This window comes from Streptomyces sp. NPDC005962, from assembly GCF_040629205.1.
Taxonomy (GTDB): Bacteria; Actinomycetota; Actinomycetes; order Streptomycetales; family Streptomycetaceae; genus Streptomyces.
In genome coordinates, this window is the sequence record NZ_JBEXVE010000002.1 from 537,114 (window position 1) to 553,882 (window position 16,769).

A 16,769-nucleotide genomic window follows, 5' to 3' on the forward strand; every position below is an offset into this window, starting at 1 on the left:
TCGACGGGCGGATGCCCGCCGCGCCCGGCGATCTGCGCGTCGAGGCGCGCGGTATCGCGCCGGTTCCGGAAAGCCACCGCTACGGCGGCCCGGGGCGCCTGTTCACCGTGTGGTTCGCCCCGAACCTGACCATGACCGGTGTGTTCACGGGCACCATCGGCATCGGCCTCGGCCTGGACTTCGCCACCGCGCTGGCCGCCGTCGTGCTGGGCACCCTCATCGGCGCCGTACCCACCGCGTATCTGGGCACCTGGGGCAGTCTGACCGGGGCCGGGCAGCTGCCCCTGGCACGGCTGGCGTTCGGCCGGGGCGTGGCGGTGCCCGGTGTTCTGCAGTGGCTGTCGTCGATCGCCTGGGACGCGCTCATCGGCCTCTTCGGCGGTGACGCGCTGGCCCGGCTGTGCGGGCTGCCGTTCTGGCTGGGTGTGCTGCTGATGATGGCCGGGCAGGGGGCGCTCGGGGTGCTGGGCTACGAGGCCGTCCACCGGATGCAGAAGCTGATGACGTTCGTCCTCGCCGCCGCCTTCGCCATCCTGGCCGTCAAGCTGCTCGACGGTGTCCACCCCGCCACCACCGGGTCCGCGCACGGGCCCGACCGTATCGGCGCCTTCGTCCTGACCAGCACGATCGCCCTGAGCCTGGCGATCTCGTGGGCGCCGTACGCCAGCGACTTCAGCCGCTATCTGCCCCGCGCCACCTCCCGTACCCGCATGTTCTGGTGCACTCTGCTCGGGGTCACCGTGTCCTTCGTGGCGGTCCAGGCGCTCGGGCTGTGGGGGGCCTCCATCTTCACCGACCAGACCGCCCGCGGCGTCGAGACGGCGCTGGGCGGCGGGGTGCTCGGCGCGTTCGGGCTGCTGGCCGTGGCGCTCGCCGCGCTGTGCAGCAACGCCATGAACGACTACAGCGGCTCGCTGGCCCTCCAGACCGCCGGTGTCCGCATCCCCCGCCCGCTCGCCGCGGCGCTCGCCGCCGTGCTCGGCTTCCCGCTGGTGCTGTGGATGCACGCCGCCGACACCACCGCCCGCTTCCAGAACGTGCTGCTGTTCGTGGGCTACTGGATTCCCGGCTTCGTCGCGGTCGTGGCCGTCGACTGGTTCGCCCGCGCCCGGGAACGTGGCGGCGCGCCCGTCGACCTGGCCGCCGAGAGCGCCCGCCCGCAGCCGTGGTGGCCGGCGCTCCTGGCGTTCGGCGCCGCCTTCGCCGCCGCGGTGCCGTTCATGGACACCAGCCTGTACACGGGCCCGGTGGCCGCCGTGCTGCACGGTGCCGACCTCGCCTACTACGCCGCCTTCCTCGCGGCGCTCCTCGTCTACGCCCCGCTCAGGATGCGCCGCCGCACCGGCCGCTGAGGCCGTTTCGCCCTGTACGCGCACGTCAGGCGGCATCCGGAAACCGAGTCCCGGGGTATGCGTGGCACCCTGGGCTCTCGTACCTTCCGCACCACCCCGAGGAGACGTGCCACGTGCCGCAGAACCAGCCGGTGGAGTCCATCGCCGCCCCGGCGGTGCTCGCCGAGGAACGCAGACTCCGCAAGGACCTCGGTTTCTGGGGCCTGACGGCGATCGGTTTCTCCAACATCCTCGGCTCCGGCTGGCTGTTCGCGGCCCTGTACGCGGCCCAGACCGCCGGACCCGCCGCGCTGCTGTCCTGGATCGCGGCGGGCGCGCTGTGCGCCCTGATCGCCCTGGTCATGGTGGAGTTGGGCGCCACCCGCCCGGAAGGCGGCGGCACCGTGCGGTGGCCGCTGTACGCGAGCGGGCGGCTGGTCGGCACGATGGTCGGCTGGTCCGTCGTGCTGTCCGTGGGCGGTACGGCCGCCGAAATCAGCGCGATCATGCAGTACGCCGCGCACTATCTGCCGGGGATCTACGACGGCGGCAGGCTCACCCTCCCGGGTCTGGGCGTGGCCGTCGTGCTGAGCGTCGTGCTCACCGCGCTCAACTGGTTCGCGGTGCGGATATTCGCCCGGCTCAACAACCTGGTGTCGGTGTTCAAGGTCGTCGTCCCCGTCGTCACCGTCATCGCGCTGTTCCTGTCCGGCACCCACTCCGGGCGCCTGACCGAACACGGCGGTTTCGCACCGTACGGCTACGCGGCCTGCCTCACCGCCCTCGCCGGCGGTGGCATCGTGTACTCCGTCAACGGGTTCCAGGCCCCGCTGGACTTCTCCGGCGAGGCCCGCAATCCGCGCCGTTCCGTACCGGCCGCGGTGCTCACCGGGATCGGCCTCGCCGTGCTGGTCTACCTCGGGCTCCAGCTGGCGTTCCTGTACACGGTGCCGGAATCGGCGCTGGGCAACGGCTGGCACGGGGTCAACTTCGAGTCCCCGTTCGGCCAGCTCGCCCTCATCCTCAATCTGCACTGGCTGGCCACGCTGCTGTACGCGGACGCCGTGATCTCCCCGGGCGGCTCCGCCTACGTCGGGGTGGCGATCAACGCCCGGCACACCTACGCCCTGGCCAAGAACGGCCTGCTGCCCCGCTTCTTCATGCGCATCGACCCCGGCTCCGGCGTGGCCCACCGGGCGCTGCTGTTCAACCTGGCGGTCATCGTCGTCTTCATGCTGCCGTTCGGCGGCTGGCAGGACATCGTGAGCGTGATGGGCGTCATGTATCTGCTCGTCTACACGGCCTCGGCGGTGGCCGTCGCGGTGTTCCGGGCCCACGACCGGGAGCGGGGAGTGCCCCGGGCGGACGGGCAGGTGCCGGGGGTGCGCTGGATCGCCCCCCTCAGCTTCGTCGTGGCCAGCGAGTTCGTGTTCTGGTCCGGCTGGGACGACCTGCGGCTCGCGCTGCCCCTGGTCCTGGTCGGGGTTCCGCTGTTCCTGCTCCAGCGGCGCGGCGCCGAAGGCCTCCCCGCCCTGGCTGAGCTGCGGCACGGCGCCTGGCTGGTCTTTCACCTGGCCGCGCTGACCCTGCTGTCGTGGCTCGGGTCCTTCGGCGGCTCCGGCCGTCTGCCGGCGCCGTACGACACGGTCGCGGTGGGCGCCCTCGCGCTCGGCGTGTTCGGCTGGGCGGTGCGCTCGGGCGTCGCCCACCTCAGGACGGGGGCCGCGGACGCGGCACCCACGGCCCCGCCGGTCTGAGCGCCACCCGTCGCGCTGTCCCGGGGGAGCCGTATCGCGCTCTGGCGCGGTGCGGCTCCTTTCATCGATGATCGCAGCACCACCGGCCGTGCACGACCACCGCATACGGAGGATGACGCGCGATGAGTGCTCGCAGTGCCCGACCCCTGCCCGGGAGCACCCCTGCCGCGAAGGGAGTGGACGCGCGAGGCGTCGGCGCGTTCCTCGACGCGCTGGAGGCGGCGCCCGGTATCGAGCCGCACAGCCTGATGATCGTGCGCCATGGGCATGTGGTCGCCTCCGGCTGGTGGGCGCCATACACCCCGGACCGGCCGCATCTGCTCTACTCGATCAGCAAGAGCTTCACCGCCACGGCGGCCGGATTCGCGGTGGCCGAAGGGCTGCTGAGCCTCGACGACCCGGTGATCTCCTACTTCCCCGAGTTCGACGGCGACATCACCGACCCCCGCAGCCGGGCCATGCTCGTCCGGCACGTCGCGTCCATGGCCAGCGGGCATCTGACCGAGACCCGGGAGCAGGCGTTCACCCGCGACCCGGCCGAGCCCGTACGCGGGTTCCTGCTGACCCCGCCCGACCGCGACCCGGGGTCCGTCTTCGCCTACAACCAGCCCGCCACGTACAGCCTCGCCGCGATCGTCCAGCGCGTGACCGGGCAGTCGCTCACCGACTATCTGCGGCCCCGGCTGTTCGACCCGCTGGGCATCGGCGAGACGGCCTGGCTCCAGCGTCCGCCCGGCCGCGACCTCGGGTTCAGCGGCATGTACGCCACCACGGACGCCCTCGCCAAGCTGGGCCTGCTCTACCTCGGAGACGGGGTCTGGGAGGGCCGCCAACTGCTGCCCGCCTCCTGGGTGGCCGAGGCGACCCGGGCGCACATCTCCAACGCCGACGGCACCCCGGAGGGCGCGGTGTCCGACTGGCAGCAGGGATACGGGTTCCAGTTCTGGCGGTCCCGCCACGGCTACCGGGGCGACGGGGCCTACGGGCAGTTCTGCCTGGTGCTGCCCGAACACGACGCGGTGGTCGCCATGACCGCGGACACCGAGGACATGCAGGCGGTGCTGGACCTCGTATGGCGGCATCTGCTCCCGGCGTTCGGCCCCGCGCCCCTCGGCGGCCGCGGGGACGACGACGCGGCCCTGCGGCGGCGGCTCGACGGCCTCCAACTGCCGCCGACGCATGAGAAGTTCACCTCACCCGCCGAGTCCGGGGCCCTGACCTTCACCCCGGCGGGCGGCACCTGCGCGGACCAGTCCCGGCTGCGGGAGGTGACGGTCGCCGCCGACGGCGACGGCGGGTGGACGCTCTCCCTCACGGAGGGCGCGTCCCGGCTCGATGTGCGGCTCGGCGCCCCGGGATGGACCGTCGAGGAGGGTACGGACGGGCGGGTCCCGACTGCGGCGAACGGCGGCTGGACCGATCCGGACACCTTCGTGGCGGACCTCGCGTTCCTGGAGACCCCGCACCACCTCGACGTGATCTGCTCGCGGGCCGACCGGACGTTCACCGCGCGCTGGCGCACGACGCCGCTGCACTCGGCGCCGCTGTCCGCGATGGGAGCTCCCCGCCGCGCCCGGGGGTGAACCCGGCGCGGTGCCCCGGCAACCATTGCCCGCAGGGTGGCGACTGTCGCATGGACGGTTCCACCGAGCTGAGGAGTGGTGTGGTCATGGCGGCCCAGTGGCGGCGCATACGAGGACATGGCGGGCGCGGATCGGGTGCGGTGATGTGGGGGGTGCCGCTGGCAGTGGCCCTGACGGTCGGTCTCGCTCCCCAGGGACCCGGCTCCCCGGCGGACACGAGCCCGGCGGATACCAGCCCGGCGGCCGCGGCCTGGGCCGATGGCGTCGCCGACGGATTCGCGTCGGTCGACGCGCTCGGCCAGAACGGGACATACGGAGGCCGTGACGGCAAGACCGTGACGGTGCGGACCCTGGCCGACCTGGAGAAGTACGCGACGGCCGCCGAACCGTACGTCATCGTGGTGGCCGCGGCGATCACGATGGACCCCAAGGGCAAGGAGATCAAGGTCGCCTCGGACAAGACGATCGTGGGCCAGGGCACCTCGGGCGAGATCGTCGGCGGCGGCTTCTTCCTCGGGCAGGGCGTGCACAACGTCATCATCCGCAATCTGACGATCCGCGACTCGTACATGGGTACGTGGAACGACAAGGAGCACGACTTCGACGCCATCCAGATGGACGGCGCCCACCATGTGTGGATCGATCACAACGACCTGAAGCACATGGCCGACGGCCTGATCGACAGCCGCAAGGACACCACGTACCTCACGGTCTCCTGGAACCGGTTGGAAAACCACAACAAGACGTTCGGTATCGGCTGGACGGAGAACACCACGGCCGACATCACCATCCACCACAACTGGTTCCGGGACACGGAACAGCGCAATCCGTCCGCCGACAACATCGCGCACGCGCACCTCTACAACAACTACCTCCAGGACATCCCGGGGACGGACATCAACTCCTCCTACGGCAACTACTCGCGCGGCAACACCAAGATGGTGCTGGAGAACAGCTACTTCGAGGGGATGAAGAACCCCGTCATCAAGGATGCCACCGCCTCGATCGTCCAGCGGGGCAACGTGTTCACGGGCACCAGCGGCCGCAACGAGAGCGGCGGCACCGCCTTCGACCCCAAGGCGTACTACCCCTACACCCTCGACCCCGCCGCCAAGGTGCCGTCGGTCGTGAAGTCCGGCTCCGGACCCGGCGGCACCCCGGCGGGCTAGCGGGACGCGGTGGTGGGACGCGTCAGCCCCGGCGAGCCGGGCCCGTGGACTTCCGGACGACGAGGTCGACCGACATGTCGAGCCGGATCGGCGCCCGGTCCGGCTCACCGGTGACGGCGCCGAGCACCCGGATGGTCTCGGCCGCCATGTCCTCGAAGGGCTGACGCACCGTCGTCAGCGCGGGTGCGGCGCACCCGGCGGCGTCGATGTCGTCGAACCCGACGACCGAGACGTCTGAGGGGACCCGCAGCCCGCGCTCCGCACACGCCTCGATGACGCCGAGCCCTTGGAGGTCGTTGCCGGTGACGAAGGCCGTCGGCGGATGCCACAGGTCCAGCAGGGCGTGGGCGGCGCGACGGGCGGGCTCGGCCTGGAAGGGCTCCGCCCGGATCAGTTCGCGGTCCGGGCGGAGCCCCGCGTCCCGGAGGGCGGCCAGATATCCGCCGAAGCGTGCCCGGCAGCAGGTCAGTTCCAGGGGCCCGGAGACCAGGGCGATCCGCTCGTGGCCGAGTCCGGTGAGGTGGCGGGCGGCCATCGCGCCGCCCCGCCACTGGGTCGCCCCGATGGCGTTCATCCCGGCGGGCGCGTCGCCGATCGTGTCGAGCACGACCACCGGGATACGGGCGTGCGCCAGCCGCTCCGTGACGACCGGCGGGACGGGGGAGAGGACGAGCACGACACCGCTCGGACGGTGGGCGAGCAGGGCGTCGAGCCAGCGCGGATCGCCCTCGGCGTGGCGCACCGTGAGCACGTACCCCAAGGAGCGCAGGCCCGTGGAAAGGCCGCGGATGAGGGGTGCGTTGACGGCGCTGCCGGCGCAGCCGAACACCACCTCGACCGATCCGTGGCGCGGTCCGCGCGGGCGCCACCGGTATCCGGTGGCCCGCACCGCGTCGAGGACACGGCGGCGCACCTCGGCCGACACCCCGGGCCGTTCGTTGAGGACCTTGGACACCACGCTCTGTGAGACGTTCGCGGCTTCCGCCACCGCCGTCATGCGCACCGCGGAGCGTACCGTCATCGTTGCCTCCTCCCGTCCCGGTGGGCCGGGCGGGGCGCGGTGCTCTGCCGCACCACGAGCGAGGTCGCCAGTTCGACGCCGCGCCCTGCCGAGGAACCGCGCCCGGTGGAGGAACCGCGCCCGGCCGGGGAACCGCGCCGGGCCTGCTCCTGGTCGATGAGCCGCACCGCCTCGGCGGCCATCTCCGCCAGCGGCTGACGGACCGTGGTGAGCGGTGGCGTCAGCATCGCGCAGATCGCCGTGTCGTCGAACCCGACCACCGACAGGTCCTCCGGTACCCGCAGCCCACGCGCCCGCGCCGTCTGGTACGCCCCGGCCGCCAGCACATCGGAACCGGCGAAGACGGCGGTCGGCGGGGCGGCCAGGGCGAGCAGGGCCGCGGTGCCCTCCGCCCCGGCGGTGACGCCGAGTTCGCCGTACCGGGTCAGGGCGGGGTCGGGGGCGAGGGAGCACTCGCGGTGCGCCGCGAGGTAGCCCTCGTACCGCTCCCTGGTGCACGGGGCCTTGGCGGGCCCGCCGAGGAACCCCACCCGCCGGTGGCCCAGTTCGAGCAGATGACGGGTGGCCGCGGCGCCGCCCGACCAGTTCGTCGCTCCCACCGTCGGGACCTCGGACCCCTGCGCACCGACCGGGTCGAGGAGGACGAGCGGCACCGGCAGCTCCGCCAGCGCGGCGATCTCGTCGTGGCCGGGCCGGGCCAGGGCCAGCAGGATGCCGTCCGACGGCCGTGCGCGGCGGGTGTCGATCCAGTCGTGGAGCCGGAAGCGCGGATGGGCCACGGGGGTGAGCGCCAGGGTGTATCCCAGCCCGAACGCCGCGCGCTGGGCCCCGTCGACGAGTTCCGCCGCCCAGGGGGTGGCGGTCTCTTCGACGAGCAGGTCGAGAATGCCGCCGAGTTGTCGGCGGCGCTCCGTGCGGAGCACATATCCCGTCGCCCGCGCCGCCTGAGTGACGCGGTCCCGGGTCTCCTCCGAGATATCCGGCTTGTCGGCGAGTACCCGGGACACCGTGGATACCGAGACGCCCGCGGCCTTCGCGACTTCCGCCATCGTCGCACGCGTTGACATGCTGATTCCCTCCCGCCGGGCATCGCGACCGCACTGCTCTGCCGCAAATTCCCGCAAAAGATGGTCGAATATTCCGCCAGGACTGCATGCAAATAGCCGATGAGCCGTGTGTTCGGTCTCTTGCCTTGACAGTGGTTTTTACCCACCTTTAGCGTCACGGTCGCTGAAGTTCCGCAATGTTTTGCGTCTCATTGCAGAGGAGACCGTATGCATAAGGAATCCAGCCCCCGGCGTCTGGCCGCGGTGGCCGCCGTGACGGCGCTGCTCCTGGGCGGTTGCGCCGAAGGGTCCCCGGACAGTGAAGGGTCCGGCAGACAGACGCTCACTTTCTGGGGGTGGTCGGACATGACGAAACCGGTCGCCCTGTGGAACAAGACCCATCCCGATGTCCAGGTGAAGTTCCAGGCGATCACCTCGAATTTCTTTCCCAAGCTCCGGGCCGCCCTCACGGGTAAGTCCGGCGCACCGGACATCACCCAGGTGGACTACCCCAACCTCACCTCGACGATCGTCGCCGGAAACCTCAAGGACGTCACGGCCGAAACTCGCGATCTGAAAGGCGAGTTCGCGCCCGCCGTATGGGACCAGGTCGTGGTGGACGGAAAGGTCTACGGGGTGCCGCAGGACATCGGCACCCAGGTGCTCTACTACCGGTCCGACCTGTTCGAGAAGGCGGGCCTGGCCGCCCCCGCCACCTGGGACGCCTACCGGGAAGCGGCCGCCACGCTCAAGAAGAAGTATCCGAAGGCATACACCACCGCGCTGCCCGCCAACGGCGGCATCTGGCTGGCATCGCTCGCGTGGAACGCCAAGGCCAAGTGGTTCACCACGGACGGCGGCGCCTGGAACGTCGGGCTGGACGACGGGCCCACCGAGAAGGTCGCCGCGTACTGGCAGTCCATGCTGGACAAGGGGTACGTCAAGGGGGACCAGCACTGGCAGCCCACCTGGTTCAAGGGGCTGGCCCGCTCCACCTATCTGACCTGGATCGGACCGGCGTGGGGAAGCTCGGCGCTGAAGAAGAACGCCCCCGGCCTCGCCGGGAAGTGGGCCATCGCCCCGCTGCCGCAGTGGTCGCGCGGGGAGCGCGCCCCGGTGTACTGGGGCGGCTCCCTGACGGCACTGACCAGCGCCACCAAGAAGACCGGCACGGCGCTGAAGTTCGTGAAGTGGCTCAACACCAGCACGGAGAGCGCGAAACTGCTCGCGGCCGATGTCCTGCCCGCCTCCGAGCGCGGCCAGCGCGTCCCGGCCCTCACCCGGCCCGACCCGTATTTCGGCGGCCAGGTGCCCGGCGAGGTGTTCACCGTGCGCGGCACCGCGTCGACCCCGTGGACCTGGGGGCCGACGATGACGGACACCACCAACTACCTCAATGACGCGATGCAGTCCGCCCTCAACAAGTCGACGACACTGCCGGAGGCCGTGCGGAAGGTCGACCGCGAGACCGTCGCGCAGCTGAAGCGCAAGGGCCTGTCCGTCCGATGACCGTGACCGCGCCGCCGTCGCGAGCGCGCCGCAACCGGCTGCGCCTCGGCGCCGACTGGAAGATGGCGTGGGGTTTCACGGCGCCGTTCCTCGCGGTGTTCCTCGTCTTCACCCTGCTGCCGGTGGTCTTCGCGCTATGGCGCAGCTTCCACGGCGCCCGGAAGTCGGGCCTGGGATTCGGCACCTCCCGTGTGGTCTTCGTCGGGCTCGACAATTACGCGGACACCTTCACCAACCGGGAGTTCCTCCTCTCGATCGGACGCGTCCTGCTCTACGGCGTCGTCCAGGTGCCCGTCATGCTGGGGCTGGCCCTGGTGATGGCCCTCATCTTCGACACCGCGATCGTCCGCCTGCGCGGCCTGTTCCAGCTGGCCGCGTTCCTGCCCTACGCGGTGCCGGGCGTCATCGCGTCCATCCTGTGGGCCTTCCTCTATCTGCCCGGAGTGAGCCCGGTGGTGGAGCTCCTCGACGGGATCGGCGCCCATGTCGACTTCCTCGCCAAGGGCACCGTCCTGTGGTCGATCGCGAACGTCTCGACCTGGCAGTGGACCGGCTACAACATGATCATTATCTATGCGGCGCTCCAGGCCATCGACCGCGACATGTTCGAGGCCGCCCGCATCGACGGGGCGAGCGACTGGCACATCGCCTGGCTGATCAAAGTGCCGCTGGTGACCCCGGCGATCCTCATCACCGGGCTGTTCTCGGTGGTCGGCACGCTCCAGCTGTTCTCCGAACCGACCGTGCTGCGCGCCATTACCGGCAATGTGTCCTACGACTACACACCGAACATGATCGTCTACAACCTCGCGTTCGGGTCGGACCAGCCGTACTACTCGGCCGCCGTCGCGGTCGTCATCGCCCTCGGTTCGTTCCTGCTGTCCTTCGGCTTCCTGCGGCTGCTCCAGAGAAGGAGCCCCGATGAGTGACGCCCCCGGCCCCGCCCGGTCACGGCGCGCGCCCCGCTCCACCCGGTTCATCCTGACCGCGACGATCACCGCGCTGACGGCCTACTTCCTCATCCCCGTGGTGTGGATGCTGATCGCCTCGACCAAGTCGACCGCCGACCTCAACACCACGTCCGGCTTCTGGTTCGCCCGCTTCGACCTCGTCACGAACCTGGAGGACCTGTTCGCCTACCGCGACGGCGTCTTCCGGCGCTGGGTGCTGAACTCCCTCCTCTACTCGGGCGGCGGCGCCCTCGGCGCGACGTTCCTGGCCGCCCTGTGCGGATTCGCCCTCGCCAAATACCGTTTCCGCGGCCGGAACGTGCTCATGGGCCTCATCTTCGGCGGGGTGCTCATCCCCGGCACCGTCCTCGCCCTGCCGACCTACCTCCTCCTCAACTCCCTCGGGCTGATCAACACCTACTGGGCGGTCATCCTGCCGAGCCTGTCCAGCGCGTTCGGGGTGTTCCTCGTCCGCGTCTACGCGGCCGCCGCCGTCCCCGACGAACTGCTGGAGGCCGGACGCCTCGACGGCGCTCACGACCTGCGGGTCTTCTTCACCGTCGTGCTGCGCATCCTGCTGCCGAGCCTGGTGACGGTGTTCCTCTTCTCGTTCATCTCCATCTGGAACAACTTCCTGCTGCCGCTCATCGTCCTCAACGACCAGTCGCTGTGGCCGGTCACCCTCGGGCTCTACTCCTGGCAGCTGAACGCGATGAGCGAACCCGACCTCGTCCGGATCGTCGTCACCGGTTCCATGGTCGGCACCATCCCCCTGGTCATCCTCTTCCTCGCGCTCCAGAAGTACTGGCGCGGCGGTATCACGACGGGAGCGATCAAGTAGCCATGAACAGTCGCATGGACACCTTCCGCGCGCGCGTCGGCGGCTTCGCCTTCGGCGGGGACTACAACCCCGAGCAGTGGGACCGGCCGGTGTGGGACGAGGACGTCGCGTTGATGCGGCGCGCCGGGGTCAACCTCGTCACCCTCGGCGTGTTCGCCTGGGCGTCGCTGGAGCCCGAGCCGGGCCGCTTCACCTTCGGCTGGATGGACGAGGTGATGGACCTCCTCCACGGGAACGGCATGGCCGTCGACCTCGCCACCCCGACCATGGCGCCACCGGTGTGGCTCACCCACGGCCACCCGGATGTGCTGCCGGTCATGGAGGACGGCGAGACGTTCGGCTTCGGCAACCGCCTCCACTTCGACCCCGCCTCGCCCCGCTACCGCGAACACGCCGCCCGCATCACCACCGCCCTCGCCGAGCGCTACTCCCACCACCCCGCCCTCGCGATGTGGCACATCAGCAACGAGTACGGACCCACCTCGTACGGCGGCCACAGCGCGGTCGCCTTCCGCGACTGGCTCAAGGAGCGCTACGGCAGCCTGGAGGCGCTCAACGACGCCTGGTACACCCGCTTCTGGTCCCAGCGGTACACCACCTGGGACCAGATCGACCCGCCCGAGGTGCCGCGGACGTGGTCCAACCCCACCCGCCGCCTGGACTTCAAACGGTTCGTCTCGGACGCCAACCTCGCCTGCTTCCGAATGGAACGCGACATCGTCCGCTCCTACCGCGACGACATCCCGGTCCTCACCAACTACATGCGCTTCTACAAGCACGCCGACTACTGGACATGGGCCGCCGAACAGGACGCCGTGGCCCTCGACATCTACCCCGACCCCGGCCAGGACGACGCCCATGTGGCCGCCGCGCTCAACTACGACCTGATGCGCTCGCTGCGCGGTGAACCCTGGATGCTCATGGAGCAGGCGGCCGGCGGGGTCTCGCAGTGGAAGGTCAACAATGTGAAGCGGCCCGGCCGGATGCGGCTGGGCTCCTACCAGGCCATCGCGCACGGCGCCGACAGCGTCCTGTACTTCCAGTGGCGCGCGAGCCGCGGCGGCCACGAGCGGTTCCACTCCGCGATGCTGCCGCACTCCGGTACGGGCTCCCGCACCTGGCAGGAGATCGAGGCACTCGGCACCGAACTGCCCAGAATCGCCGAAGCGGCCGGTGCGGTCTCGCACGCCGACATCGCGGTGCTCTTCGACTGGAACGCCTGGTGGGGGCTGACCGAAACGGGCGGCCTGCCGCGCAACGACTTCGACTACCCGCGGATCGCGACCGACCACTACCGGCCGCTGCTGGAAGCACATCACGCGGTCGACACGGTGTCCCTTGGCTCCGACCTCAGCCGCTACCGGGTCGTCGTCGTACCCAACGCCTACCTTGTCGACGACGCCTTCACCGACGCCCTCACCCGCTTCACCGAGAGCGGTGGCACCCTGGTCTGCTCGTTCTTCTCCGGCGTCGTCGACGCGCACAACCACGTCCGGCAGCCCGCCTACCCCGGCGCCTTCCGCGGTCTCATCGGCGCGTACATCGACGAGTACTGGCCCGCCCGCCCCGGGGAGTCGTATCTCCTCACCCGCGCCGACGGGTCCACCGCCACCTCCGACTGGTGGCAGGACAGCATCCACCCCGAGGGCGCGCGTGTGCTGGCCTCCTACACCACCGGCGCGCTGCGCGGACGGCCCGCGATCCTGGAACACACGGTCGGCCGGGGCCGCGTCGTTTACATCGGAACCCGGCTGGAGGCCGACGCGCTGCGCGACACCGTGCTCGACGCCGTGGCCGCCGCGGGCGTCGCACCGCTCCTCGACCATGCCCCGGCCCATGTGGAGGTCACCCGGCGGACCGGCGACGACGCGGAATTCCTCTTCCTCCTCAACCACTCCGGGACGGAGACCGTCCGCGTCCCCCTCCCGGCGGACGCGGCGGACGGGATCGACCTGGTCTCCGGCGCGAAGACGGACGGGGCCGTCGAGCTGGCGCCGCTCGCCGTCGCGGTCGTACGGACCGAGCCGGGGCGGGCCGCGATGTCGCGGAACTCCACGCGGGCGTCCTCCGTGTAGGCGCCCACACTGCCCGCCGGGTACGGGCGTTCCCGGTCGGTGAAGGCGACCACCTGACGGTCGTCCACCGACACCGTCATCCGGGGCCCGTCCTGGCGGGCCCGGACCTCGGACCACTCGCCGACCGGGAACGAGGAGGTGCCGGTGGCCAGGAAGCGCTGGCCACCGCGGTACGCCGGGTCGCGCTTGCCCAGCTCCCAGCCGTTGGGCTTGAGCGCCAGATAGTAGAAGTGCTCCGGGTCGGTGTACGCCCAGACCAGCCACGCCACTTCCCACGGATTGGGGTCGGGGGTGCGCAGCTGCTCCACGGTGCGCATCCGGACGGAGTAGTCCAGGCGTTCGTAGCGGGCGGTGGAGACCACCAGACAGGCGTGGGTACGGTCCTTGCGGCGGGCGGCGCGCGGGGTGAGCGTCAGCTCGTCCGCCCCGCCGACGTTGCTCCCGTAGCCGTGGAACACCGACCGCCAGGGGCCGTGCACCTCGCCGTCCCGCCAGGACTCGACCGGCGCGGGCGGCCGGTCCTCGTCCCATACGCCGCTCAGCTCCAGCGCCCCCGCCACCAGGGCGACGGCCAGCGCGAGCCCCCCGATCCGCCACCGCCACCGCCACCCTGTGCGCCCGCGTAACGACGTCATGCCACCGGATCATACGAGCCGGACGCGGTGCGCGGCGCGGTATTCACCGCCCCTTCGCCGCCGAAGTCCCCGAAGTCCTCGGTGAGGCGGGCCACGATCCGTTCGGCGGCCCGGCCGTCGCCGAACGGATTGCCCGCCGTGGCCATCCGCCCGTACTGCTCCGCGTCGTCCAGCAGCTCCCCGGCGGCGGCCAGGATGGTGTCCGGGTCGGTACCCACCAGCCGGGCCGCCCCCACCTCGACCGCCTCCGGGCGTTCGGTCGTGGTCCGCAGCACCAGGGCGGGCTTGCCCAGGCTCGGGGCCTCCTCCTGCAGCCCGCCGGAGTCGGTCAGCACCAGATCGCAGTCGGCCAGGGTGGCGGCGAAGTCCAGGTAGTCCAGCGGGTCCACCACCCGCACCCCCGGATGGCCGTCCAGCTCGGGCAGCAGCGCCTCCCGTACCGCGGGGCTGCGGTGCAGCGGCAGCACGACCTCCACATCGCCCCGGTCGGCGAGGTGCCGGAGCGCCGCGCCCATGGACCGCATCCGGGCCCCCTGGTTCTCCCGGCGGTGCAGCGTCAGCAGCACCTTGCGCCGGTCGGTGCGGAAGGCGCTGCGCCCGGCGCCCTCTGCCAGCACCCACAGCAGGTTGTCGACGACGGTGTTCCCGGTGGTGATCACCTGCTCGGGCGGTACGCCCTCGGCCCGCAGATGGCCGGCGGACCGGGTGGTGGGGGCGAAGTGCCAGCGGGCCACCCGGCCGATCATCCGGCGGTTCAGCTCCTCCGGGAACGGGTTGTCCAGCACACCGGTGCGCAGGCCCGCCTCGACATGGGCGACCGGGATGTGTTCGTAGAAGGCGGCGAGCGCTCCGCACAGCGCCGTGGTCGTATCGCCCTGGACCACCACCAGGTCCGGCTGTTCGGCCCGGATCACCGTGCCAAGACCGTCCACCAGCCGGGCGGTCAGCTCCGACAGCCGCTGCCGGTCGCGCATCACCGCCAGGTCCGTCTTCACGCCCACGCCCAGCAGGCCGAGCATCTGCTGCAGCATCTCCCGGTGCTGACCGGTGGTCACCACCACGGGCTGGAACAGCGCGGAGGCGGCCATCGCCCGGACCACGGGGGCCAGTTTGATCGCCTCCGGCCGGGTGCCCAGGACGAACATGGTGCGTACGGCGCCGGGGCCGGGCGGCCGCGGCACCGCCGCCACGGAGGCGGGCACGGACATCGGACGGGACGTGGACACGGGTCTGCCTGATGTGGACATGGGTCTCCCTGGGCAAGGCGAACGGACAGGGCACGAGCGGGTGGCACGGAGGTGCGGGTGACACGGACGTGCGATGAACCGAGCCGTACGGGAATCAGCTGCGGGCGGTCTTGAGCCAGGTGCGCTTGCCGGTGACGGTCCGCCACAGTCCCCACCAGCCCGCGGCGAACCAGATGTAGCCGTAGAACACGAAGACATGGCCGAGCAGCACCGCGTGGAGCACACCGAGCGACGTTTCGCGGCGGCGGTATACGAAGCCGTAGATATAGGCCGCGGTGAACGAGAGCAGATACGGGCCGAGGAACCACATAGTGGAGACCAGTGGCCGCCCGGCCTGGACGGAACCGACGACCGTCCCGATGACGGCCACCATGAAGGACAGCGGCAGCAGCGAGGTGAGCAGGATCAGCACCGGGCTGGACAGGTGGTAGATCAGGTCCATCGCGGCCCGGCCGGGCACCTCGCGCAGTATCAGCGGGACGAGGTTGGCCGACTGCAGGTGGCCCTGGAACCAGCGGGAGCGCTGCCGGATCAGCCGCCGCAGATCGAGGACGGCCTGCTGGGACACGGCCGCCGTGGTGCAGTGCTGGTTGGTCCAGCCGCGCGCGATCAGCCGGACCCCCAGGTCGAGGTCCTCGGTGAGGCTGTCGCTCCAGGGGGTCTCGCCCAGCGAGTCGAGCGCGGACAGCCGCATGAACTGGCCGTTGCCGCCCATCCCGACGCTGCCGATGAAGCGGCGGGCGCTCTGGAAGATGTCGCCGTAGACGACGAACTCCATGTCCTGCAGCCGGGCCAGCAGCCCCGCCCGGCGGTTGTACATCCGGACGCCGATCTGGGTGGCGCCGGTCAGCCGGTCGTTGAAGAACGGGTCGACCGCCTCGATCACATGACGGTCCAGCCGCCCGTCCGCGTCCACCACACAGACGATGACGTCATGCGGATCGCGGCCGCCGAGCATGCCGGACGCGCGTAGCAGACGGACACCGTCGTTCAGCGCGGCGCCCTTGCCGCGCCGGGCGTCCGGCAGATGACGCTGATGGAGCCACACCCGCTCCGGGTCCGCGGTCCGCGCGATCTCGGCCGTACGGTCGTCGGAGGCATCGTCGATGACCAGGGCCACGCAGTTCCCGGCGGGCAGCGCGGTGATCCGGGCGAGGCTTTCGCCCAGCACCCGTTCCTCGTTGAGGCAGGCCAGGAGGAAGACGTAGAAGCGCTCTTCGCCGGAGCCGGAGTGGTGTGGCAGCCGCCGCCGGGAGAGCAGGAACAGCCCGAAGTTGTAGGTGCCGGCCATCACGATGATCGCGATGCTGGCCCATATCAGGAGTTCATCGCTCACGGCCGGTCCACCGCGGCGAGATCCTCCCGCCCGGCGGCACTCGGATCGGTCGCGGTGGCCCCGGCGCGCAATCGCCAGCGCGCCACCAACAGGCCGAAAACAACAAGGCAGTACAACAGGAAACCCGCCCCGGCGGTCGCCTGTAACGCCCTGGCAACCGGAATTCCCGGGACCATTTCCGGTGCCGCCGCCAGGCCCACCAAGGGCAGCACTGATCCCACAGCAGACCTACCGTACATCGGTCCCCCCACTGTCAGTTGGCGCAGGAG

Annotated in this window: 12 protein-coding genes and 2 pseudogenes; 8 read left to right on the forward strand and 6 right to left on the reverse strand. The window is 70.9% G+C overall.

The features are described 5' to 3' along the window. Positions 1 to 11: 11 nt before the first annotated feature. The 4 genes and pseudogenes from ABZ370_RS05910 to ABZ370_RS05925 all read left to right on the forward strand — a co-directional run. The gene (locus tag ABZ370_RS05910) at positions 12 to 1,352 is read left to right on the forward strand and encodes a cytosine permease (protein ID WP_358617431.1); all 1,341 of its coding nucleotides are present in this window, start codon (positions 12 to 14) and stop codon (positions 1,350 to 1,352) included. 113 nt (positions 1,353 to 1,465) lie between these two features. Beyond that, the gene (locus ABZ370_RS05915; protein ID WP_358616992.1) at positions 1,466 to 3,088 is read left to right on the forward strand and encodes an APC family permease; all 1,623 of its coding nucleotides are present in this window, start codon (positions 1,466 to 1,468) and stop codon (positions 3,086 to 3,088) included. 122 nt (positions 3,089 to 3,210) lie between these two features. Continuing rightward, positions 3,211 to 4,671 (forward strand): serine hydrolase domain-containing protein, encoded by a 1,461-nt coding sequence (locus ABZ370_RS05920; RefSeq protein WP_358616995.1) that lies wholly within the window; start codon positions 3,211 to 3,213, stop codon positions 4,669 to 4,671. A gap of 86 nt (positions 4,672 to 4,757) precedes the next feature. Beyond that, a pseudogene (locus tag ABZ370_RS05925) lies at positions 4,758 to 5,819 on the forward strand (pectin esterase); the annotation flags it as partial. Between the two features lie 43 nt (positions 5,820 to 5,862). Here ABZ370_RS05925 and ABZ370_RS05930 read toward each other — a convergent pair. Continuing rightward, positions 5,863 to 6,861, reverse strand: coding sequence for a LacI family DNA-binding transcriptional regulator (locus ABZ370_RS05930; protein ID WP_358616997.1), 999 nt, complete (start codon positions 6,859 to 6,861; stop codon positions 5,863 to 5,865). Next, positions 6,858 to 7,928 (reverse strand): LacI family DNA-binding transcriptional regulator, encoded by a 1,071-nt coding sequence (locus ABZ370_RS05935; RefSeq protein ID WP_358616999.1) that lies wholly within the window; start codon positions 7,926 to 7,928, stop codon positions 6,858 to 6,860. Before ABZ370_RS05935 ends, ABZ370_RS05930 begins: the two co-directional genes overlap by 4 nt. Before the next feature lie 345 nt (positions 7,929 to 8,273). Between ABZ370_RS05935 and ABZ370_RS05940 the strand changes: the two genes are divergently transcribed. From ABZ370_RS05940 to ABZ370_RS05955, 4 genes are read left to right on the forward strand one after another with little or no spacing between them, the layout of a single operon-like run. Next, positions 8,274 to 9,416 (forward strand): extracellular solute-binding protein, encoded by a 1,143-nt coding sequence (locus ABZ370_RS05940; RefSeq protein WP_358617002.1) that lies wholly within the window; start codon positions 8,274 to 8,276, stop codon positions 9,414 to 9,416. Beyond that, a complete protein-coding gene (locus tag ABZ370_RS05945; protein WP_358617005.1) occupies positions 9,413 to 10,345 on the forward strand; it encodes a sugar ABC transporter permease in 933 nt (310 codons plus the stop codon). The genes ABZ370_RS05940 and ABZ370_RS05945 overlap by 4 nt, the downstream gene beginning before the upstream one ends. Continuing rightward, on the forward strand, positions 10,338 to 11,207 hold the full coding sequence (locus tag ABZ370_RS05950) for a carbohydrate ABC transporter permease (protein ID WP_358617008.1): 870 nt from the start codon (positions 10,338 to 10,340) through the stop codon (positions 11,205 to 11,207). Before ABZ370_RS05945 ends, ABZ370_RS05950 begins: the two co-directional genes overlap by 8 nt. 2 nt (positions 11,208 to 11,209) lie before the next feature. Beyond that, positions 11,210 to 13,282, forward strand: a complete 2,073-nt coding sequence (locus tag ABZ370_RS05955) for a beta-galactosidase (RefSeq protein ID WP_358617011.1) — start codon at positions 11,210 to 11,212, stop codon at positions 13,280 to 13,282. Between the two features lie 20 nt (positions 13,283 to 13,302). On the opposite strand, the pseudogene ABZ370_RS05960 reads toward ABZ370_RS05955, so the two are convergent. From ABZ370_RS05960 to ABZ370_RS05975, 4 genes and pseudogenes are all read right to left on the reverse strand, one after another. Beyond that, positions 13,303 to 13,917: pseudogene (locus ABZ370_RS05960) on the reverse strand (calcium-binding protein); the annotation flags it as partial. Further along, entirely contained in the window at positions 13,914 to 15,164 is a 1,251-nt protein-coding gene (gene wecB / locus ABZ370_RS05965; RefSeq protein WP_358617014.1) for a UDP-N-acetylglucosamine 2-epimerase (non-hydrolyzing), read from the reverse strand. The gene wecB and the pseudogene ABZ370_RS05960, both read right to left, overlap by 4 nt. Positions 15,165 to 15,258: 94 nt before the next feature. Next, a complete protein-coding gene (locus ABZ370_RS05970; protein ID WP_358617017.1) occupies positions 15,259 to 16,500 on the reverse strand; it encodes a glycosyltransferase family 2 protein in 1,242 nt (413 codons plus the stop codon). Further along, the gene (locus tag ABZ370_RS05975) at positions 16,497 to 16,712 is read right to left on the reverse strand and encodes a hypothetical protein (RefSeq protein ID WP_358617019.1); all 216 of its coding nucleotides are present in this window, start codon (positions 16,710 to 16,712) and stop codon (positions 16,497 to 16,499) included. Before ABZ370_RS05975 ends, ABZ370_RS05970 begins: the two co-directional genes overlap by 4 nt. Positions 16,713 to 16,769 lie beyond the last annotated feature (57 nt).

Bases quoted from the DNA above. Each gene is read 5' to 3' on its own strand.
- ABZ370_RS05930 (WP_358616997.1), bottom strand. From the start codon at position 6,861: ATGACGGTACGCTCCGCGGTGCGCATGACGGCGGTGGCGGAAGCCGCG.
- ABZ370_RS05945 (WP_358617005.1), top strand. From the start codon at position 9,413: ATGACCGTGACCGCGCCGCCGTCGCGAGCGCGCCGCAACCGGCTGCGC.
- ABZ370_RS05920 (WP_358616995.1), top strand. From the start codon at position 3,211: ATGAGTGCTCGCAGTGCCCGACCCCTGCCCGGGAGCACCCCTGCCGCG.
- ABZ370_RS05910 (WP_358617431.1), top strand. From the start codon at position 12: ATGCCCGCCGCGCCCGGCGATCTGCGCGTCGAGGCGCGCGGTATCGCG.
- ABZ370_RS05950 (WP_358617008.1), top strand. From the start codon at position 10,338: ATGAGTGACGCCCCCGGCCCCGCCCGGTCACGGCGCGCGCCCCGCTCC.
- ABZ370_RS05940 (WP_358617002.1), top strand. From the start codon at position 8,274: ATGACGAAACCGGTCGCCCTGTGGAACAAGACCCATCCCGATGTCCAG.
- ABZ370_RS05935 (WP_358616999.1), bottom strand. From the start codon at position 7,928: ATGTCAACGCGTGCGACGATGGCGGAAGTCGCGAAGGCCGCGGGCGTC.
- ABZ370_RS05955 (WP_358617011.1), top strand. From the start codon at position 11,210: ATGAACAGTCGCATGGACACCTTCCGCGCGCGCGTCGGCGGCTTCGCC.
- wecB (WP_358617014.1), bottom strand. From the start codon at position 15,164: ATGTCCACATCAGGCAGACCCGTGTCCACGTCCCGTCCGATGTCCGTG.